Here is a 20,403-nt window from a genome sequence, read left to right as displayed (position 1 = left end):
CGAAGCTACGGGTATCACCTTCGGGTGATGCGGTAGAGGAGCGTTCTGTAAGCCTGTGAAGGTGAGTTGAGAAGCTTGCTGGAGGTATCAGAAGTGCGAATGCTGACATGAGTAACGACAATGGGTGTGAAAAACACCCACGCCGAAAGACCAAGGTTTCCTGCGCAACGTTAATCGACGCAGGGTTAGTCGGTCCCTAAGGCGAGGCTGAAAAGCGTAGTCGATGGAAAACAGGTTAATATTCCTGTACTTCTGGTTATTGCGATGGAGGGACGGAGAAGGCTAGGCCAGCTTGGCGTTGGTTGTCCAAGTTTAAGGTGGTAGGCTGAGATCTTAGGTAAATCCGGGATCTTAAGGCCGAGAGCTGATGACGAGTTACCCTTTGGGTGACGAAGTGGTTGATGCCATGCTTCCAAGAAAAGCTTCTAAGCTTCAGGTAACCAGGAACCGTACCCCAAACCGACACAGGTGGTTGGGTAGAGAATACCAAGGCGCTTGAGAGAACTCGGGTGAAGGAACTAGGCAAAATGGCACCGTAACTTCGGGAGAAGGTGCGCCGGTGAGGGTGAAGGACTTGCTCCGTAAGCTCATGCCGGTCGAAGATACCAGGCCGCTGCGACTGTTTATTAAAAACACAGCACTCTGCAAACACGAAAGTGGACGTATAGGGTGTGACGCCTGCCCGGTGCCGGAAGGTTAATTGATGGGGTTAGCTAACGCGAAGCTCTTGATCGAAGCCCCGGTAAACGGCGGCCGTAACTATAACGGTCCTAAGGTAGCGAAATTCCTTGTCGGGTAAGTTCCGACCTGCACGAATGGCGTAACGATGGCGGCGCTGTCTCCACCCGAGACTCAGTGAAATTGAAATCGCTGTGAAGATGCAGTGTATCCGCGGCTAGACGGAAAGACCCCGTGAACCTTTACTATAGCTTTGCACTGGACTTTGAATTTGCTTGTGTAGGATAGGTGGGAGGCTTTGAAGCGTGGACGCCAGTTCGCGTGGAGCCATCCTTGAAATACCACCCTGGCAACTTTGAGGTTCTAACTCAGGTCCGTTATCCGGATCGAGGACAGTGTATGGTGGGTAGTTTGACTGGGGCGGTCTCCTCCTAAAGAGTAACGGAGGAGTACGAAGGTGCGCTCAGACCGGTCGGAAATCGGTCGTAGAGTATAAAGGCAAAAGCGCGCTTGACTGCGAGACAGACACGTCGAGCAGGTACGAAAGTAGGTCTTAGTGATCCGGTGGTTCTGTATGGAAGGGCCATCGCTCAACGGATAAAAGGTACTCCGGGGATAACAGGCTGATACCGCCCAAGAGTTCATATCGACGGCGGTGTTTGGCACCTCGATGTCGGCTCATCACATCCTGGGGCTGAAGCCGGTCCCAAGGGTATGGCTGTTCGCCATTTAAAGTGGTACGCGAGCTGGGTTTAGAACGTCGTGAGACAGTTCGGTCCCTATCTGCCGTGGACGTTTGAGATTTGAGAGGGGCTGCTCCTAGTACGAGAGGACCGGAGTGGACGAACCTCTGGTGTTCCGGTTGTCACGCCAGTGGCATTGCCGGGTAGCTATGTTCGGGAAAGATAACCGCTGAAAGCATCTAAGCGGGAAACTTGCCTCAAGATGAGATCTCACTGGAACCTTGAGTTCCCTGAAGGGCCGTCGAAGACTACGACGTTGATAGGTTGGGTGTGTAAGCGCTGTGAGGCGTTGAGCTAACCAATACTAATTGCCCGTGAGGCTTGACCATATAACACCCAAGCAATTTGCTGACCTGAGAAGGCACCAGATTGCGGTGTGTGAAGACGAAACGAACCGAAAGTTCGAAGCGCACAAACACCGAAAGCTGTCACATACCCAATTTGCTGAAGCGAGGCCATCTGGTCACGAGTCAGTACCCGAATTTCTTGACGACCATAGAGCGTTGGAACCACCTGATCCCATCCCGAACTCAGCAGTGAAACGATGCATCGCCGATGGTAGTGTGGGGTTTCCCCATGTGAGAGTAGGTCATCGTCAAGATTAAATTCCGAAACCCCAATTGCGAAAGCAGTTGGGGTTTTGTTTTAGTAGAAGTTCCTGTTTTTGCTGGCTTGTTACCGTGTTGACGGGCCAGATAAAGAATTTCTTGACGACCATAGAACATTGGAACCACCTGATCCCATCCCGAACTCAGCAGTGAAACGATGTATCGCCGATGGTAGTGTGGGGTTTCCCCATGTGAGAGTAGGTCATCGTCAAGATTGAATTCCGAAACCCCTGTCTGCTAACGCAGACAGGGGTTTTGTCATTTAAGCGTGTACGAAAGATCAGGCCGTTCTGCGACTCTTGCTGCTGCGTCTTGCCTGCCACTTGCGCCACCAGATATAAACTCCCGTCCCTGATAACCCCGCAATCAACACACCCAGCACCGCGATCATTACCTGCCCTGTCACCCCGATGATCCGTCCTCCATGTATCGGCAACTGAAGTCGATAGAACTGCTCTCCAAGCGTGCCCTGTCCCGCGATCTCCTGTCCCAATAATCGGCCATCGGTACCGTGAAAAAACAACCAGGATTTACCGTGTGCGTCCGTATCGTGCTGTCCAAACCCTGCGCCGTAGAAGTTGTACTCAAAGCTGTAATACAACTCGCCGATTGCCGCCGTCAGTCCTAATCGTTTCCCTTCCTGCAATGCCCTTTCGTACGCCTGTTGATAACTCAACTGTGTCGTCCCCAGTTGATTGGCGGGCATTCGTCCTCTGGCTTCATAAACGCTCGGCTCGATGGGCGAAAACAACGAAACTGCAGGCTTGAACACTTGGCTTGGCAAGTTCATCGCCACGCTACTGACGGCGATCGGTAACAGCAGTAACCACAGCCACAATCCTCCGGCGCGATGCAGATCGAAGTTCAAGCGGTAGGCATGCCCGCCTTTGACCTTCCACGCGGTCGCCCACTTCTTCCAGAATGGCTTGCCACGCGGCAAGGTCAGGAACAATGCGACAAAGCAGTCGATCACCCACGCGATGGCCACCCCACCCATCAAGAGCAATCCCCAGTTGCCGGGCAATGTCAGGTTGTAGTGAAACTCCAGAATGAACGGGATGAAGTTCTCTCGTTGAAAACAGCATTCACCCCAGTAGCGCGCGCCTTTTTGCTCCGCGCTGACCGGGTCCAGATAAAACACCTGATTACGTTCATTGAACGGCTGACCCGTTGCTGGATCTTTACGAGGAACGGCCGCCAGCAGCGTCGTATGCCCCGTCTCATGGGGATACTCCATGTACCAGACTTGCAGTTTCGGATGTGCAGTCTGCACTGCATCTACCAACGCGCCCGGCGACAAGCGCTCACCCACTGACGTCGCCTCGTAGAACTGCGGATTCAGCCATTCATCCAGTTCGTGATTGAACGCCAGCACACTGCCGGTCAGCCCGGCCAACAATAAAAACGTCGCAGTGGCCAAGCCAATGTACCGATGCAACAAAACCAGAAACGCACGCATACAAAACACCCCGAAGAAACGACAAAGCCAGCCCCTGATAGCAGGGGCTGGCTTTTTTATGCACAGGACATAGCTTTAGAACTGATAGCTGACGGTCGCCGCTACGTTGCGTTCTTCGCCCATGTAGCAGAAGTTCAGACTGGCGCAGGACGCGACATAGGATTCATTGGTCAGGTTGTTCGCGTTGAGCCGAACATCAACACCCTTCAAACCAATCTTGCCCAGGTCATAACCAATCGAGGCATCGAACAGCGTGTAAGACGGCACCTTCATCGTGTTCTCCGCATCGGCCCAGCTGTAGCCGACATAGCGCACCCCACCACCCAGGCGCAGCCCATCAAGTGTGGCGCTGTCGAACTTGTAGTCAGCCCACAGCGAGGCCATGTGTCGCGGCGCCTGAGTCGGTGAGTTGCCCTTGTTCTCGATGACATCGGTCGGCGTGCTCAAGGTGCTGATCATCGATTTGGAATATTCGATATCAGTGAAGGTGTAACTGCCGAGCACTTTCAAGTTATCGGTCAGTTGCATGTGCGCTTCCAGCTCCAGACCTTGCGAGCGTACGGCGCCGACTGCGCGGTAGAAGTTCTCCTGCGGCAGTTTGGTCGCGAGGTTTTCCTGGTCGATGCGGAACAGCGAGGCGGTAAACAGGTTATCGGTGCCCGGCGGCTGATACTTCAAACCGACTTCCCACTGTGTGCCATCGGTAGGGGCGAGTGGATTACCGGCGCTGTCGGCATAGGAGTTCGGGTTAAACGACTCGGAGTAGCTGATGTATGGCGCCAGACCATTATCAAACAGGTATAAAGCGCCGGCACGGCCAGTGAGTTTCGTGCGCCGATCATTGATCTCTGTACCCACCGGCCGCCCCGCTTCGGCGATGCGGTTTTCATCGGATGTCTCGACCCAGTCCTGACGCAGGCCCAGCGAGAAGCGCCACTTGTCCATCTCGATCAGGTCTTGCAGATACACACCGGTCTGCTCCAGACGGCGCAGATAGCTGGTGTCGCCGTACATTTCGATCGCCGAATTGCCATACACCGGATTGAACGCATTGATCGGCGCGAGCCCACCGCTGGTCCAGTCGACCACGGTTTTGCGCCGTTGATAATCCGCGCCCATCAGCACCGTGTGCTTGGTGGCGCCGGTGAAGAATTCGGCCTGCAACATGTTGTCGACGATGAACGCATGCAGGCGCTCATCACCGCCGGTGTAATAGCGGTTCAGTTCATTGCTGGTCGGGGTGGTCCAGCCATAGGCGTAGACCTGATCCATGTTCACTTTGGAATCGAGATAGCGGAAGTTCTGCCGAGCGGTGAAGACGTCGTTGAAACGATGTTCGAACTGATAGCCGAACGATTGCTGGTCACGGGAGTAGCCGTCGATCCCCGGCTCGCCCTCGAAGAAGCGCGGCGAGATGCGCTCGCCATTGCGCTGATGGATCGTGCCGTCCGCCGGAACGCCGCCGTGATAGCCGCCTTCCGGATCGTGCTGCAGATAGGCTTGCAGAGTCAGCGAGGTGTCTTCGCTGAAATCGATGCTCAGCGTCGGCGCAAGGGCGAAGCGTTTTTCCTTGTTGTGATCGAATTGCGTGTCGGACTGATCGCTCAATCCGGTCAGACGATAGGCAATGCGCTTGTCGTCATCGACCGGACCGCTGAAGTCAAAACCAACCCCACGCTGGCCTTGCGTCCCTACTGTGGCCTGAACCTGATGATAAGCCTCGTACAACGGTTTTTTGCTGGTCAGCGCGACCAGACCGCCGGGCGAGCTACGGCCGTACAGCACGGACGACGGGCCTTTGAGAATGTCCACACGCTCAAGGAAATACGGATCGACCTGCATGGTGCTGTAAGTGCCGCTGTCGCCCATCGACTTGAGGCCGTCGAGGTAGATGTTATCCACCGAGCCGTCGTTGAAACCACGCATCGCCACGTAGTCGTAACGGTGCGTAGCGCCATACGGGTTGGTCAGCACACCCGGGGTGTAGCGCATCGCTTGCGAGACGGTCTGCGAGCCTTGGTCATCCATTTGCTCGCGTGTGACCACGGACACGCTTTGCGAAGTTTCCAGCAGGGCGGTACTGGTCTTGGTGGCGATCTGGCTGTGCGTGGCGTTGTAGCCGGCCATGCTGCCCAGCGCGTTGCCGAGGGCGAAACCTTTGATGTCGGTGGTCGGCAAGGCCAGTGCTTCGCTTTCAGCCAGTGGACGCAGGATGTAACTGCTGCCGTCCTGGCTGACTGCTTCCAGCCCTGAGCCGCCGAGCAAATGGCTCAAGGCCTGGTCGGTCGAATATTCACCCTGCACGCCGGGAGATTGCTGACCTTGAGTCTGTTGCGGCGTCATCGCCAGGGTGATGCCGGCCTGCCGGGCAAACTGATTCAACGCTTCGCCCAATGGTCCGGCAGCAATGTTGTAGCGGTGGCTGATCTCGGTGCCGGTGTTGGCGGCCAGACTCAGGCTCGGTAATACGCTGACGCCCAGCGCGGTGGTCAGCAGTGCCGCCCGAACCGCATGGCGCAGTAGTGTCGATTCTGCAGTGAAATTCAGAGGGTTCTTACAAATGGCGCGGACAGTCATTGTGGATTTCCGTAGGCAGTCGCGGGGGCTGAGTTGAAGTGCTTACTGACTAAGCCGGACTGCCTGCGGAAACCCGCCAAAAATAATCACACCGCACGTTCCAGGGTCACCCACCAGCGGGTGCGATAACGCAATTGCACCGGCAGCGTTTGCGGCAGGACCGCCAGCAGCCTGTCGGTGTCCTCCAGACGGAACACCCCAGAAAGGCGCAGGTCTGCGACCTCCGCCGAACAATTGAGATAACCCGGGCGATAACGGCCGACTTCAGCGAGGAAGTCACCCAGCCGCATATTGCGCGTGACAATCAAACCGTCGAGCCAGGCGCCCGCATCCATATCCGGCGTCGGCGCTGCGCGCAAACCGCTTTGATCGACCAGAAAACTCTGTCCGGCGAGTGCTTCGAGGGAAAGACCGCCAGCGCGAACCAACACTCGGCCACGAGTAACGCTGAGCCGCGTGCACTGTTCTTCCTGACGCAAAATGAAACGCGCATCGACCGGCGCATAACTGCCGTGGCGATTCTGTACGCGCAGCGGTCGATCGGCCGCCGCGCCCTCGTCAGAGCCGCCGCAGGTAACGATGATTTCGCCACGGCTCAGTTTGATCAGACGTTGCTGCGCGGTGTAGTCCAGATCCACGGCGCTGGCGGTGTTGAGTTCGATCCGCGTGCCGTCGGGCAACTGAAAACCGCGCCGTTCGCCGGTCGCCGTCGCGTAGTCGGCACACCATTGCTGCCAGGCGGCGCTGTCCTTGGCCAGCCACGCGGCGGAGCCCATCAACAGCGCGCCCGACAACAACTTCAAGGCCTGGCGTCGGCCTAGCCCCTGCGCACTGTTTTCCAAGGTGTTGAAAGCGACCTGCGCACCCGGCACGGCGCGCAGACTGGAGCTCAATTCGGCTTGCAGCGACTGCACCCGCTGCCAGGCGATTTCATGTTCGTGATGCTCGGCGCGCCACTGCTCGCATTGGCGAGTCAGCCGCGAATTGCCGTGGTTGTTGCGCAGTCGCAGCAGCCAGTGAATCGCTTGCTTGACCACGTGTTGGCGCGGTTCGACGCGGCGAGCGAGTGAGAGGTTATCCACAGGCATCAGTTTTCATACCGCAACACATAGCAGTGATACAGCGCATCGGCGACGTAGCGTTCCACAGAACGTACCGATACGCCCAACTGCTCGGCGATCTGTTTGTGAGTCAAACCTTCGCACTGCGCCAGGAGAAACGCCTGACACACTTTCGGCTTAAGTCCTTCGAGCATGCGCGCAATGCTTTCCAGCAGTTCCAGGACCAACGCGCGCGATTCGGCGTCAGGTACTTCGCCTTCAGGCAAGTGAGCAATGGTCTCCAGATAGGCCCGCTCGATTTCCTCGCGGCGCCAATGATCGATCACCAGACCGCGCGCGATGGTTCGCAGGAAAGCTCGGGGCGCTTTCAGTTCGAGGCGTTCGGTACGTTGCAGCAGGCGCAGGAAAGTGTCCTGAGCCAGATCCGCTGCATCCGCTGCGTTGCCCAGCCGCGCGCGCAGCCAAGCGTTGAGCCAGCCGTGATGACTACCGTAAAGCGCCTGTACGACCAACTCAGGAGAAGACATGACCACGCCAGCCCGAACGTCACAAATGATAATTAGTCGCATTGTCATCAAGGGTTACAGATTTTGCAACTGTCGCCCCCCATGTCGATGCGAAAAATTCCCTCGCAGCCGCTCTGCCACGCCGTTCGGCGGGAATCCTGCACAAACCCCGTCCATTTCTCACGCGCCCCTAAGATTTCTCCGCCGCTGGCCGACAGACTGGTGAGAAATGCGTGCACCAAAGTAGAGCGGCCAGAAGAACGCTGCCTGCGCCGTACATGGAATGTTGCATCCGGAAACGCATCCCCACTTTTGGCATAAGAAGTCCCATGAAATGAATCTCAAGTTCAGCCATAAAATCCTCCTGGCCGCTTCGGGCGTCGTGGTCCTGGCGTTCGCGTTGTTCACGCTCTACAACGATTATCTGCAGCGAAACACCATTCGACAGAACCTGCAGTCCTCCGTGCAACAGGCCGGTGACCTCACCGCCAGCAGCGTGCAGAACTGGATGAGCGGGCGGATTCTGGTGCTGGAAAACCTCGCGCAGAACGTTGCCCATCAAGGCAGGAATGCCGACTTGCCGGGTCTTGTCGATCAACCGGCCTTCACGTCGAACTTCCAGTTCACTTATGTCGGGCAGGCCAACGGTGTCTTCACCCAGCGCCCCGATGCGAAGATGCCGGACGGTTACGATCCGCGTCAGCGGCCTTGGTACAAGCAGGCCGTGGCCGCCGATAAAACCATGCTGACCCCGCCGTACATGGCGGCCGTCGGTGGCCTGGTGGTGACCATCGCCATGCCGGTGAAGAAGGACGGTGAATTGCTCGGTGTGGTCGGTGGTGACCTGAGCCTGGAAACCCTGGTGAAGATCATCAACTCGGTGGACTTCGGTGGCCTCGGCCATGCGTTTCTGGTCAGTGCCGACGGTCAGGTGATCGTCAGCCCGGACAAAGATCAGGTAATGAAAAACCTCAAGGACATCTACCCGAACACCAGCGTGCGCATCGAGAAGGGCAACCAGAACGTGGTGCTCAACGGCCAGGAACGCATTCTCTCGTTCACCCCGGTCAGCGATCTGCCGAATGCGCAGTGGTACATCGGTCTGTCGATCGATCGCGACAAGGCCTACGCCGCACTCAGCCAATTCCGCACCTCGGCGCTGATCGCCATGTTTGTCGCGGTCGCGGCGATTGCGCTGCTGCTGAGCCTGTTGATCAACGTCCTGATGCGTCCACTGACCACGATGGGCCGCGCGATGAAAGATATCGCCCAGGGCGAGGGCGATCTGACCCGCCGTCTTGTGGTCGAGAGCAAAGACGAGTTTGGTGAGCTGGGCAGCGCGTTCAACCAGTTCGTTGAACGGATTCACGCATCGATTTCCGAAGTGTCGTCGGCGACCCGTCACGTACATGACCTGTCGCAACGGGTGATGGCTTCGTCCAACGCTTCGATCGTCGGTTCCGACGAGCAAAGTGCGCGCACCAACAGCGTCGCGGCGGCGATCAATCAGCTGGGCGCCGCCACTCAGGAGATCGCGCGCAACGCCGCGGATGCTTCGCAGCACGCCAGTGGCGCTTCCGAGCAGGCCGATGATGGTCGTCAGGTGGTCGAGCAAACCATTCAGGCGATGACCGAGCTGTCGCAGAAGATCAGCCTGTCGTGCACGCAGATCGAAACCCTGAACGCGAGCACCGACAACATTGGCCACATTCTCGATGTGATCAAAGGCATCTCGCAGCAGACCAACCTGCTGGCGCTCAACGCTGCCATCGAGGCTGCGCGTGCCGGTGAAGCCGGGCGCGGTTTTGCCGTGGTCGCCGATGAGGTGCGCAACCTGGCGCATCGCACCCAGGAATCGGCGGAAGAGATCCACAAGATGATCACCTCGCTGCAGGTCGGCTCGCGCGAAGCGGTGAGCACGATGAACGCCAGTCAGGCGTCCAGCGAGCAGAGCGTGGAAGTGGCGAATCAGGCCGGTCTGCGTCTGGTCAGCGTGACCCAGCGCATCGGCGAAATCGACGGTATGAACCAGTCGGTGGCCGCTGCGACTGAAGAGCAGACGGCGGTGGTGGAAACGCTGAACGTCGACGTCAACCAGATCAACCTGCTGAACCAGCAGAGCGTGGCCAACCTCAACGAAACGTTGAAGGATTGTGATGCGTTGTCGCAGCAGGCGAACCGGTTGAAGCAGTTGGTCGACAGTTTCAAGATCTGATTCACAGATCGCAGACCGCGTTATCGTTCTTCGCGAGCAGGCTCGCTCCCACAGGGAAATGCATTCCAAATGTGGGAGCGAGCCTGCTCGCGAAAGCGGTCTGACGATCACCGCAAAGCCTAAGCCTTAGACAAACAGCTTCAGCACATTGCCCATCGCATCATCGGCAAACCCCTGCACAAAATCCCTGAACCCCGATAATGCTTCATCCCCACCCGCAGCCGGTTCGGCAATGATCGTCCAGGTCGCTCGCGACTTCCCTGCGCTCAGCGACTCCACCTGCATCGCCGCCCACAGGTTCGCCACCCCCAACGTGTTGTAAATCGTCGTCCAGGTCATGCGCCGCGCCTGTTCATCGCGCGAGTTGAGTTGTTCGACCACGACGTTGCCGTCCTTGAAGATTTTCTTGCGCAGCGATGACACGCCCTCGCCGGTCATTTCGGTGTGCGACAGCGCCGGAATGAATCGTTCGAAGCCAGCGAAATCGCCAACGATCGCCCAGACTTGTGCCGCGTCCGCCGGCACTTCCACCGACGACACAACGTGGCAGCCTTGCGGGTTTTTGATCAGGGTGTCGGGTTGCAGATTGCTCATGGTGTTGCTCCTTGTTGATGAGTCAGATGAAGTTGATTTCTTTCAGGTAGTCGCAGCCGCGACGCAGCAGCGCCGGGGATTTCTGTGGGTAGTGCGCGCCCATCTGCCGCACGCCGGCCTCGGCGTTGGCGTGACCGATAAGGGAGATGTCGCCGATGTCTTCTTCGAAGCCGTTGAGGTAGAAGCCGAGCACGCCGAACAGCGCGTTGTCGGCGTCGACTCGGTTCAGTTGCTGCTGCCAGTCGGCGACGCTGACCAGCGAAAACTCGCTGCCGGTTTCGCGGAACGAAGCGACGTAGGCATCCCAGCTCAGCGGCTCGGGATTGTGCAGATTGAACACTGAGCGTTGCGCTGAATAACGGCTGGCATGGAAGGCGATGAAGCGGGCGAGAAAGTCCACCGGCATCAGGTCGAAATTCAGCGCGAAGGCCGGCACCTGTCCGAGCTGGATCGAGCCTTTGAGCATCAGCATCAAACGGTTTTTATGCGGCTGGCAAACGCCGCTGAGGCTGTTGAAACTGATGTTGCCAGGGCGATAAAGGTTGACCCGTACACCGCGCTCGCGCGCCCGTTCGAGGATGCGTTCGCCGACCCACTTCGACAGGTTGTAGCCGTTGCGAATATAGATCGGCGGCGTCGCGGCGGCGGGCAGTTCCAGCACTCGACCGGTGTCGTCCACGGTGCTGGATGCCGACAGGGTCGAGACGAAGTTGAAGACCTTTTTGCGCTGCCCTTCGCACAGCTTCAGCAGGGCAAATATCGGTTCGACGTTGTCCGCCGCCAGGGACTCGTAATCGAGCACGTGGTTGACGTTGGCGGCGTTGTGCACCAGCGCGCCGAACTCGCGATCCAGGCGCTGATAGTCCTCATCGCCCAGGCCCAGTTGCGGACGGCTGATATCAGCTGCGTAAACCCGCACACGGCTCAGGTCGAGGTGCTCCAGCCGGTTTTCGCGCAGTGCCTGAGCGAAGCGTTGCGCCGCCGTATGCCCGGCGCCGTCGCGCACCAGACAGGCCACTTCGCTGGCGCCCCAACCGAGCAGCGCTTCGACGATGTGCACGCCGACAAAACTGTTGGCACCGGTGACGATGACCTTGTGCACATCGCCCATGCGGCTGATCGGCAGCGGTTCGATGTCCAGCGCGCGCTCGGCGTCGGCCATGGCCTGAGCGCTGAGCACGGCGCTGTCATCGGTGCCGCGCACCAGCGTCGACAGTTTGCTGATCGTGGGCAGTTCGATGAAGCGATTGATCGAAATGCTTCGGCCGAATTCCTCACGCAAGCGCAGCAACATCCGCGACAGCAGAATCGAATGTCCGCCGAGATTGAAGAAGCTTTCGTCAGTGGAAATGTCGCTGGTCGGCAGTTCCAGCAATTCTGCCCAGATCTCCAACAGCAGCGCTTCGTCAGCATTGGCCGGCAGGCATTTCGCAGCGCTGTCCTGGACCGTCACCGGCAATGCCAACAGCGCCTTGCGATCGACTTTGCCGTTACTGGCGAACGGCATCTGCGCCAGTTCGGTCCACGCTCCCGGTTGCATGTAGTCCGGCAGAAACTGCCGGGCGTGAGCCTTCAATGCGTCGCGGGCAGTCTCGGTCTGTGGCTGGGCGATAAACGCCAGAATGCGCCGCTGACTGTCGATGACCACGGCAATCTGCCGATACAAGCGGCTCTCGCGCAGGCAGCGCTCGATCTCTTCCGGCTCGACGCGGAAGCCACGGATTTTCACCTGATTGTCGCGCCGCCCGCACAGCTCGATACCGTGCTCGCCCCACTTGGCCATGTCGCCGCTGCGGTAGGCGCGCAGGGTTTCGCCGCCGGGCAGTGACAGGCTCAGATAGCGCTCGGCGGTCTGCTGCGGATTGTTCAGGTAACCGAGGCAGACACCGGGGCCGACGATGAACAGCTCACCGACGGTTTGATCGGGCACCGGTTGCAGATCGTCGTCGAGAATCAGCACCCGACTGTTGGCGATCGGCCCTCCCAGCGTGCGGTTGCTGTCGCCCGGTTTGAGCTGGCGCGCGGTGATCAGCACGGTGGCTTCGGTCGGGCCATACAGGTTGTGCAGGGTGCCTTGGCGGGTCAGTTGCTCGATGACGTACGGCTCGCAGACATCACCGCCGGTCATCACCTGCACGCCCTCCAGTTGCTCCAGCGGCAGGATGCTCAACAGCGCCGGCGGCAGGAAGGCGTGGGTCAGTTGCCGCCGGCGAATCAGCGCAACCAGCTGCAAAGGATCGCGGCGCTGGGTGTCGTCGGGCACGATCAGTTCCGCCCCTGCGAGCAGGCTGGGGAAGATGTCGATCAGTGACGAATCGAAGCTTAGCGAAGAGAACTGCAACACCCGGCTTCCGGCGTGCAACTGCACGTAGTCGGCGTACCACGCGGTGAAGTGGGCGAGATTGGCCTGGCTGAGCAGCACGCCTTTCGGATGCCCAGTGGTGCCCGAGGTGTAGAGCGCCATGCACGGTGCATTGAGCTCGGGCCGGTGCAGCATCAGCGGCCGGCCGAGATCGGCGTTCGGCGCCTCGATGTCACTGACATCCAGCCCCGCTATCGACTCGCTGAGCGCCTGTTGTCCATCGTGAAGCAACAGCACCGCGCCGGCGTTTTCCAGGATGTATTGCTGGCGCTGCAAAGGATGGCTCGGCTCCAGCGGCAAGTACACCGCGCCGCTGCCGAGAATCGCCAGAATCGAGGCGAACAGTGCCGGGCTTTTGCCTTGACAGACAGCGACCACCCACGGCTGCGGATGTTGCTCGAGCAAGGGCAGCAACCGCTGCTGGATCGCCCGGCTGTGGGCGTGCAATTGGCGGTAGCTGATGGACTGTCCGCCGAGGTGCAGCGCCGGTCGTTCCGCATGCTCGATCAGGCTTTGTTGCAGACGCTCGATCAGCGGGATTTGCGCCTGCTCCAGCAGCGCCGGATTTGCCGTGTCGTTGAGACGGTGGACATACGCCAGTTTGTCGAGAAACAGCAGATCTTCCAGGCGTTCGAAATCCGGCGCTTTGAGGACCGGGGCATGCCTCAAATAATCGGCATCGCGGGAAAAGCGGCTGACCAGCAACGCCACTTCGTCGACCACATGGGCAAGCGCTCGTTGGCGTAGCGACTGACCGTTGCCGGACGGCTCATCGCCGATGGGTACGCGGCTGATCAGCGACGAGCCGAGGAAGCATAGCAAGTCGAGGGTCGGCAGGCCGCCATGGTCTTGCGCGGCGATACCCAGGCGCAGGTGCAGATGCGGGATCGCGCAGAAATCGCCGGCAGCGATAAAGCCATCGTCGATGATCAGATCCACCGCCGCTTGAGTGGCGCCGCTGCGGGTCAGTGCATGGCCGTGCTGTTCGAGTTCCCGGGCCAGGTCGGTCATCGCCTGGCTGGCGCCGGTGAGCAAAATGTCGAGACGTTTCATGTCAGCCTCCTCAAACCAGATAGTCGCGCAGGGCGAGCTGCACGCACGGTGTGTCGAGCAGCGAGCTGTTGTGGAAAAACCTGACGATGTTGCCTACCAACGGGTGGTGGCGATTGATCGGGAAGGCCAGTCCGGCGATTTCTTCGCGCAGTGAATACCGCGTGGTTTCGCTGACCGGCAGCGCATCGATCAGGCGCAAATCGAAGGACTTCTGGATGTCGTTGGTCAGGTAATGGCCTATGAACACCGGCAGAATCTGCGCGATGGTTGCGCGGTCCGCGTCGCTGGCGGTGTGCCAATAGATGCGCACCATCCGCGCCCAGAAACTCGAGTGGCGACCCTCGTCGAGCAAGTGGTCGGCCATCAGGCCCTTGATCGACGGCTTGACCGAATCGTCGCGGGCGAACGCCGCGACATCACCGGTCACGGTGTTTTCGGCGATCGCCACGCAGATCAGTTCCACCGCGCTGCGTAGGTGGTCCGGCGCCAGCGCAACAGCGGCGGGAATCGCCCGGCTCAGCTCGATTTCGTCGGGCAACGGAATCGGTTCGATACCGGTCAGCGCGACCGTTTGCTGCATGAAGTCCATGGCCACCAGCGCGTGGTAATCCTCATCGACCACCACGGTCATCGCGTCGTAGCGACAGGCGAACGGGAACGCCACGGCAAAGCGATTCTTGGCAATGCTGCGGGCGGTCTTGTCGACGATTTCCGTCTCGAAAATCACTACGTCGTTGATGAATTTGTACAACGTCTGCACCAGGGCGAAATCACGTTGCTGTGGGCATTCACGCAGGAAGGTTTCGCTGAGCACCAGCGGCTGGCGGCTGAGCGGGTAGATCAGGCGCTGATCGTCTTCCAGCAGCCGCCGTGGACGGGTGCGGATGGTCGCGCGGCTTTCCCAGGCCTCGGCGAAGGATTGATAGTCGGCAGCGTTCATTGGGCCACCTCGGCAACTTCCACGCCCATGCTCAGGCGCAGCCCGTCCCACAAGGCGATGCGGCTGTCCACGGCGGCGATGGCGCTGGCGTAAACCTCGGCTGCGCGCTGCGGATCGCCGTCCACCAGACGCTCCAGCAACTGCTCGGCGGCGGGGCCGTGATCTTCGGAATCGACTTCGATATGCCGTTGCAGGTAGTAACGGAAAGTCGGTGCCTGTTCGATGCCGATGCCCCAGTCATCGAGGATGCGCTGGAACATTGTCGGAATGACGCTCTCGCGACCATGCAGGAACGCGGCGGCAACGCTGTGTCCCGGCGCCTCCAGGGCAATGCGCAAGGTATCGCGGACAAACTGCGCGGCCGCCGGGTCGACGTCGACGCTCTGCAACGCGACGTCATAACTCACGCCTTCCTGCTGCAGGGCGACAAAGCGCTCTACCGCCGTGGTGCTCGCGCCGACTTCGCGCATCGCATCCAGGTACAACTCGAAGTGGCTGTAGTGGCCTGCATCGAGGCGATCGTCCGATTCCTCGCCCAGCACGATCTCGTTGATCAACCGCGCCGCGTGGGGATCGCGCGGCGGCAACCAGGGTAAACGCGTGCAGGTCAGTTCCTGTTGCAGGCGCTTGGTCAGCGACATGAAGTCCCATACGGCAAATACATGGGTTTCCATGAAACGGCGTAATACCGATAACGAAGTAATCTCGGAAAAGATCGGATGAATACTCAGTTCGGCTTTCTTCAAGGCGAGTTGCTGCTTAGTAGGCATCATGATGTCCTTTATCATTGATATGAAATGCACGGTTCTTTGCAATTGCTGTAAATGGTCGAGCAAGTTGGATAGGAACTTGTCCGGGCAATAGCTTGATTGCGCTGTAACGCCGTTGCGGCGCCACGGGTGCTGCGATTGTTGCGTGAGGTATGCCGCGCTGAACGGCGACGTTCAAACCTGGCGAGAGAAAAACTAATACAGGGCAAATGCATTTAACAAGTTTATTTTCAATTATTTTAAGTTGGTTGTTTTTTGAGTATGAGAGTTACCGATAAAACTTTCACGCGAAGTTTTATTTGGGCGTAGTTACTCCTTTCGGCTAATAGCGGCCAAAATCGATAACAAGAGTGAATGCCTCACTCGAAGCAACTTTTAAACAAGGGGATTGATTGAATTCAAAGGGGGCGAAAGTTGGCCGGGACCGGCGCCATGACTTCCTGTTTCCCGTGACAAGGCTCCTTCCGTAGGTTCCTGTTGCGGGGACTGTGCCGTCAGGGCGGCGCGTCCCCGTTCTGTAGGGGTGGCGCTGGAAGAGTGCGGGTAAATTGCCGTCACGGCTATTACCGATTGGTCATCGGCGGGCAGCAGAAATGCGTCGGCAGGGCCGGGGCGGGCACCAGCGGGCACGCCGATCCGCTGCCAGAGCCGGCAGCAGAGCGGTCGCGAAGATTTGTAAGGGGATTATTCGACGTACGGGATATCAGCGCGCGGTGTGACGCTTCTGTGCGGCGGGAGTCGCCAGGTATCGGGTGATGACCTCAACGCCGCGGTTGAGGTGCTGCTCCAGCATTGCGAGCGAGCGCGGTATGTCCCGCTCGATCACGGCCTGAAGCATGGCGCGGTGGTCATCCTGGGACAGCTTGCCCAAGCCCATGGCTTCCAGATTGAACCGCAGAAAACGTTCCTCTTCGTTCAGCCCGTCCTCCACCAGGCGCAGCAGTCGCTGGTTGGGCGCCTTGCTATACAGGGCCATGTGAAAGAGACGGTTGAGGCGGCCGATTTCGTTGTAGTCGTGCTGCGCTTCCAGTTCGTCGATGTAGCCAGCGGCGAGTTGATGCTCGGCCTCAGTCAGCAGCGGAATGGACTGCCGCAATGCCTCGGATTCGAGCAGAATGCGCAACTCGTAGGTTTCAGCAGCATCGCCCTGGATCAGCGGGGCGACCACGGCGCCTTTGTGCGTGGTGACGCTGAGCAGCTCCTGCGCTTCGAGCTGGCGCAAGGCTTCGCGCACCGGCATGCGGCTGACCCCGAACAGATCGGCCAGATCCTGCTGGCGCAGCGCAGTGCCACAGGGCAGGCGGCCATCGAGAATGGCCGAGCGCAGGGTTTCTTCAATCACCGACCGGGCCAGATGCGCAGGAATCGGTCCCTCGACTTTAATGCTGTGCAGCGGTTTGGGCTTCTGAGTCACGACAACACACCCTGTAGGTCGCAATATTTGGATCCAAATGACACTAGTGATTGCTCTACAGGTTGTCAAACCTTGTAAAACAAAGCGCTGCAATCTTAACTCTAGCGCGTCTTCGATGATCTCACGGTGCCATTGTTTTTTGCCGGGCTAAGCTTCACCATCAAACGCTTCCTTTCTGTCCTTCTGGAAACCTGCAGTGGCGGTACGTTTCGCGATCCCTCGGACCTTGCGCTGGCTTGGCTGCGCATTGCTGCTGGCCGGCGTCATGCTGGGCGGTCTGCACGCCGATTGGGATTTTTCCGCGATCAGCCGCAAGGCCACGGCTCTCTATGGGCCACTGGGTGCCGGGCAGCAGCGCATCGATGCCTGGCAGAATCTGCTGGCCACGCAGAAGCAGGTCAGTGAGATGGACAAGCTCAAGGTGGTCAACCTGTTTTTCAACAAGCAGGTGCGTTACGTCGAAGACATCGATCTGTGGCGCGAAGTGGATTATTGGGAAACCCCTATCGAAGCGCTGTGGAAGGGCGCCGGCGACTGCGAAGACTACGCCATCGCCAAGTATTTCAGCCTGCGCCATCTCGGCGTTTCCAGTGACAAGCTGCGCATCACCTACGTCAAGGCGCTGCGCCAGAACCGCGCGCACATGGTGTTGACGTACTATGCGACCCCCGATGCCATGCCGCTGGTGCTCGACAGCCTGATCGATCCGATCCAGCCGGCGGCGCAGCGGACCGATTTGCTGCCGGTCTATTCTTTCAATGCCGAAGGTCTGTATCTGCCAGGCGCCAAGGGTAATAAAAAGGTCGGCGACACCAAACGCCTGTCGCGCTGGCAGGATGTGCTGAAAAAAATGCAGGCCGAAGGTTTTCCGGTCGAGACGACTAACTAGGAGCACGCGCTCAGATGTCTTTGTTCAAACAGCTGTTGATCGCTATCTGTCTGTTCCTGGTCGTGGCCTTCACCGGCAGCTTCATGGTCAGCCTGGAGAGCTCGCGCACCCAGTACGTCAATCAGTTGCGCTCCCACGCACAGGACGCGGCGACGGCGCTGGCATTGTCGCTGACGCCGAATATCGACGACCCGGCGATGGTCGAGCTGCTGGTCAGTTCGATTTTCGACAGCGGTTATTACGCGAGCATCCGCGTGGTCGACGTGAAGACCGAGCAGACCATTGTCGAGCGCAGCGGTACCCCGGCGGTGAGCAATGTGCCGGACTGGTTCGTCAAACTGATCGGCCTCGAGCCGGCCGGTGGCGATGCGCTGGTCAGCCGTGGCTGGGAGCAGGCGGCGCGGGTCGAGGTGGTCAGCCATCCGATGTTCGCCGTGGCCAAGCTATGGCAGAGCGCACTGGGCAGTCTTGGCTGGTTGCTGATCTGCGGCGCATTGAGTGCGGTGCTCGGTGCGCTGTTGCTGCGTCGGCAGTTGAAACCCCTCGATTACATGGTCCAGCAGTCCCATGCGATTGCCCGCCGCGAGTTTCTCAGCCTGCCGGATCTGCCGCGCACGCCTGAATTGCGTCGCGTGGTGCAGGCAATGAATCAGATGGTCGAGAAGCTCAAGACGCTGTTCCAGGAGCAGGCCGAGCGCAGTGAAAAACTGCGTACCGAGTCCTATCAGGACAACCTCACCGGCCTGGCCAACCGCCGCTATTTCGAGATGCAATTGAACAACCGCGTGAGCAACCCGGAGCAGGCCAGTTCCGGTTATCTGCTGCTGTTGCGGGTCAAGGACCTGGCCGGTCTCAACCAGCGTCTCGGCGGCCAGCGTACCGACCAGTTGCTCAAGGCCGTCGGCGAGCAACTGACCCGCGAGTGCGCCAGATATCCACAAACCCAGGACTTGGTCACGCGTATTCGCGGCGGTGAATTCGCCGTGCTGGCGCCGGGGCTGGTGCGCGAGGAAGCGCTGCAGCTGGCGCAGAATCTCGACAATGCCTTGAGCAGCCTGCATGCCACCGGCGCGACCGATGTGCCAGCGGTGGCTTCGATCGGGCTGGCGCCCTTCGCCCACGGTGACTCTCCGCAAGCGGTGCTGACACTGGGCGATCAGGCACTCGCGCAGGCCGAAGGCCAAGGCGAGCAGAATTGGGCATGCATCGATCAGAGTCTGGTGGCGGAGGTCGGTGACGACCATCACGCTTGGCATCGACTGCTGGATCAGGCCTTGAGTCAGCAGCGTTTCGAGTTGTATTTCCAGCCGGTGGTTGCGGCGCAGGACACGCAACTGGTGCTGCATTACAAGGTGCTGTCGCGTCTGCTCGACGAGCAGGGCCAGACCATTCCCGCCGGACGCTTCCTGCCGTGGCTGGAGCGCTTCGGCTGGACCGCGCGGCTCGATCGGCTGATGCTCGAACGCGTGCTGGAACAGATGAAAGGGCACGAGGATTCGCTGGCGCTGAACCTGTCCTCGGCGACGCTGGCCGACCCGCAGGCGTTGAACAAGGTCTTCGAGATTCTGCGCGCGCATTCCAATCTCGGCGCGCGTCTGACTCTGGAAATCGGTGAGGAGCAATTGCCTGAACAGGCGGTGCTGGAGCAGTTGACCCGACGCCTGCGCGAGCTCGGTTTCTCGCTGAGCCTGCAGCGCTTCGGCGGGCGCTTCAGCATGATCGGCAACCTGGCGCGGTTGGGTCTGGCGTACTTGAAGATCGACGGCAGCTACATCCGCGCGATCGATCAGGAGAGCGACAAGCGCCTGTTCATCGAGGCGATCCAGCGCGCGGCGCACAGCATCGATCTGCCGCTGATTGCCGAACGGGTCGAGACTGAAGGGGAGCTGTCAGTGATTCGCGAGATGGGCTTGTATGGCGTGCAGGGGCAGTTGCTCGGTGAGCCGAAGCCCTGGAAGTAACTTGTCTTCAGTGATGCCGCCTTCGCGAGCAGGCTCGCTCCCACATTTGGAATGCATTCCAGTGTGGGAGCGAGCCTGCTCGCGAAAGGGCCAGTCCAGTCGGTGAAGATCCAGGATCAGATCAACCCGCCCTCATCCTCATCGATCAACTGGCTCAACCCGCCCAGCGCTTCACGTGCCTGGGTGCGGTCCATCAGTTTGGCCTGGGCCGCCGCTGGCAGGTCGGTGACGCGGATCACGCCTTTCTGGGTCAGCACCTGAATCAGGTCGTCGAGTACCCGAATCATTTCAAAGTCGCTCTGCTTGAGCTGTTTGAGGCTGTTTTCCACGGCTTCGTTGGCGTACCACGCCTGAATCTCATGGTTATCGGCGGGCAGCGTTTCCGTGGCCTCGGCGTACGCCGCAGCTTCCACGCGAATCAACTGGCCTTGCGCATCGCGTTGCACGTAAAACATTGAGCATCCCTCACAAATGAACAGCGTCATGCTGTCAGCAGCATAGCCAACTGCGCGCCAGTATGCGGGGCGCCGATGAAATCGTCACCGCTGCATTGCCCGCAAACGCGACGGCCGC

At 59.3% G+C, this 20,403-nt stretch carries 13 protein-coding genes, 3 rRNA genes and 1 pseudogene (1 of these 17 cut by a window edge); 7 read left to right on the top strand and 10 right to left on the bottom strand.

Translation table 11 applies throughout. The features are described from left to right. The 3 genes from AB4N47_RS22400 to rrf (AB4N47_RS22390) all read left to right on the top strand — a co-directional run. Positions 1-1,750 (top strand): 23S ribosomal RNA (locus AB4N47_RS22400); it begins 1,144 nt to the left of the window's first position. A 156-nt stretch (positions 1,751-1,906) separates the two neighbouring features. Then, a 5S ribosomal RNA gene (rrf, locus tag AB4N47_RS22395) occupies positions 1,907-2,022 on the top strand. 105 nt (positions 2,023-2,127) lie between these two features. Further along, positions 2,128-2,243: ribosomal RNA gene (gene rrf / locus AB4N47_RS22390) — 5S ribosomal RNA — on the top strand. 66 nt (positions 2,244-2,309) lie between these two features. Here rrf (AB4N47_RS22390) and AB4N47_RS22385 read toward each other — a convergent pair. The 4 genes from AB4N47_RS22385 to AB4N47_RS22370 form a co-directional block, all read right to left on the bottom strand. Then, positions 2,310-3,488, bottom strand: a complete 1,179-nt coding sequence (locus AB4N47_RS22385) for a PepSY-associated TM helix domain-containing protein (RefSeq protein WP_341638299.1) — start codon at positions 3,486-3,488, stop codon at positions 2,310-2,312. Positions 3,489-3,563: 75 nt separating this feature from the next. After that, the gene (locus tag AB4N47_RS22380) at positions 3,564-6,065 is read right to left on the bottom strand and encodes a TonB-dependent siderophore receptor (protein WP_341638300.1); all 2,502 of its coding nucleotides are present in this window, start codon (positions 6,063-6,065) and stop codon (positions 3,564-3,566) included. Between the two features lie 86 nt (positions 6,066-6,151). Beyond that, a complete protein-coding gene (locus AB4N47_RS22375; protein ID WP_341638301.1) occupies positions 6,152-7,153 on the bottom strand; it encodes a FecR family protein in 1,002 nt (333 codons plus the stop codon). Then, on the bottom strand, positions 7,153-7,653 hold the full coding sequence (locus tag AB4N47_RS22370; protein WP_341638302.1) for a sigma-70 family RNA polymerase sigma factor: 501 nt from the start codon (positions 7,651-7,653) through the stop codon (positions 7,153-7,155). The genes AB4N47_RS22375 and AB4N47_RS22370 overlap by 1 nt, the downstream gene beginning before the upstream one ends. A gap of 262 nt (positions 7,654-7,915) precedes the next feature. On the opposite strand from AB4N47_RS22370, the pseudogene AB4N47_RS22365 reads away from it, so the two are divergent. Then, positions 7,916-8,992: pseudogene (locus tag AB4N47_RS22365) on the top strand (HAMP domain-containing protein); the annotation flags it as partial. Between the two features lie 69 nt (positions 8,993-9,061). Then, entirely contained in the window at positions 9,062-9,847 is a 786-nt protein-coding gene (locus AB4N47_RS22360; RefSeq protein WP_370593577.1) for a methyl-accepting chemotaxis protein, read from the top strand. A 126-nt stretch (positions 9,848-9,973) separates the two neighbouring features. Here the strand turns inward: AB4N47_RS22360 and AB4N47_RS22355 are convergent, their stop codons facing one another. The 5 genes from AB4N47_RS22355 to AB4N47_RS22335 all read right to left on the bottom strand — a co-directional run bounded on the left by AB4N47_RS22355 (position 9,974) and on the right by AB4N47_RS22335 (position 16,980). Continuing rightward, positions 9,974-10,441 carry an SRPBCC family protein gene (locus AB4N47_RS22355; RefSeq protein WP_341638303.1) on the bottom strand — a complete coding sequence of 156 codons (468 nt, stop codon included), beginning with the start codon at positions 10,439-10,441 and terminating at the stop codon, positions 9,974-9,976. Positions 10,442-10,463: 22 nt separating this feature from the next. Beyond that, positions 10,464-13,856, bottom strand: a complete 3,393-nt coding sequence (locus AB4N47_RS22350) for an amino acid adenylation domain-containing protein (protein ID WP_341638304.1) — start codon at positions 13,854-13,856, stop codon at positions 10,464-10,466. 10 nt (positions 13,857-13,866) lie between these two features. Further along, complete coding sequence (locus AB4N47_RS22345) at positions 13,867-14,796, bottom strand: diiron oxygenase (RefSeq protein WP_341638305.1); 930 nt, start codon at positions 14,794-14,796, stop codon at positions 13,867-13,869. Then, positions 14,793-15,569 (bottom strand): DUF3050 domain-containing protein, encoded by a 777-nt coding sequence (locus AB4N47_RS22340; RefSeq protein ID WP_217879111.1) that lies wholly within the window; start codon positions 15,567-15,569, stop codon positions 14,793-14,795. The genes AB4N47_RS22345 and AB4N47_RS22340 overlap by 4 nt, the downstream gene beginning before the upstream one ends. Before the next feature lie 700 nt (positions 15,570-16,269). Beyond that, positions 16,270-16,980, bottom strand: coding sequence for a GntR family transcriptional regulator (locus AB4N47_RS22335; protein ID WP_016772282.1), 711 nt, complete (start codon positions 16,978-16,980; stop codon positions 16,270-16,272). 196 nt (positions 16,981-17,176) lie between these two features. On the opposite strand from AB4N47_RS22335, the gene lapG reads away from it, so the two are divergent. Together lapG and lapD are read left to right on the top strand one after the other, a co-directional pair. Beyond that, entirely contained in the window at positions 17,177-17,869 is a 693-nt protein-coding gene (gene lapG / locus AB4N47_RS22330) for a cysteine protease LapG (RefSeq protein WP_073476740.1), read from the top strand. Between the two features lie 14 nt (positions 17,870-17,883). Then, positions 17,884-19,830, top strand: coding sequence for a cyclic di-GMP receptor LapD (gene lapD / locus AB4N47_RS22325; protein ID WP_341638306.1), 1,947 nt, complete (start codon positions 17,884-17,886; stop codon positions 19,828-19,830). Positions 19,831-19,946: 116 nt separating this feature from the next. On the opposite strand, the gene AB4N47_RS22320 is transcribed toward lapD, so the two are convergent. Next, positions 19,947-20,285 carry a hypothetical protein gene (locus AB4N47_RS22320; RefSeq protein WP_016772279.1) on the bottom strand — a complete coding sequence of 113 codons (339 nt, stop codon included), beginning with the start codon at positions 20,283-20,285 and terminating at the stop codon, positions 19,947-19,949. Between the last annotated feature and the right edge of the window lie 118 nt (positions 20,286-20,403).

It is taken from the genome of Pseudomonas sp. S3_G06 (genome assembly GCF_054667565.1).
Note: the sequence above shows the minus strand (reverse complement) of the source record. Positions and strands in the feature narration are given on the sequence as shown.

What these genes read in the sequence shown, in the direction of transcription:
- AB4N47_RS22355 (WP_341638303.1), bottom strand. Translation starts at nt 10,441, where the DNA reads ATGAGCAATCTGCAACCCGACACCCTGATCAAAAACCCGCAAGGCTGC.
- AB4N47_RS22345 (WP_341638305.1), bottom strand. Translation starts at nt 14,796, where the DNA reads ATGAACGCTGCCGACTATCAATCCTTCGCCGAGGCCTGGGAAAGCCGC.
- AB4N47_RS22320 (WP_016772279.1), bottom strand. Translation starts at nt 20,285, where the DNA reads ATGTTTTACGTGCAACGCGATGCGCAAGGCCAGTTGATTCGCGTGGAA.
- lapD (WP_341638306.1), top strand. Translation starts at nt 17,884, where the DNA reads ATGTCTTTGTTCAAACAGCTGTTGATCGCTATCTGTCTGTTCCTGGTC.
- AB4N47_RS22350 (WP_341638304.1), bottom strand. Translation starts at nt 13,856, where the DNA reads ATGAAACGTCTCGACATTTTGCTCACCGGCGCCAGCCAGGCGATGACC.
- AB4N47_RS22380 (WP_341638300.1), bottom strand. Translation starts at nt 6,065, where the DNA reads ATGACTGTCCGCGCCATTTGTAAGAACCCTCTGAATTTCACTGCAGAA.
- AB4N47_RS22375 (WP_341638301.1), bottom strand. Translation starts at nt 7,153, where the DNA reads ATGCCTGTGGATAACCTCTCACTCGCTCGCCGCGTCGAACCGCGCCAA.
- AB4N47_RS22385 (WP_341638299.1), bottom strand. Translation starts at nt 3,488, where the DNA reads ATGCGTGCGTTTCTGGTTTTGTTGCATCGGTACATTGGCTTGGCCACT.
- AB4N47_RS22360 (WP_370593577.1), top strand. Translation starts at nt 9,062, where the DNA reads ATGGCTTCGTCCAACGCTTCGATCGTCGGTTCCGACGAGCAAAGTGCG.
- AB4N47_RS22370 (WP_341638302.1), bottom strand. Translation starts at nt 7,653, where the DNA reads ATGTCTTCTCCTGAGTTGGTCGTACAGGCGCTTTACGGTAGTCATCAC.
- AB4N47_RS22340 (WP_217879111.1), bottom strand. Translation starts at nt 15,569, where the DNA reads ATGATGCCTACTAAGCAGCAACTCGCCTTGAAGAAAGCCGAACTGAGT.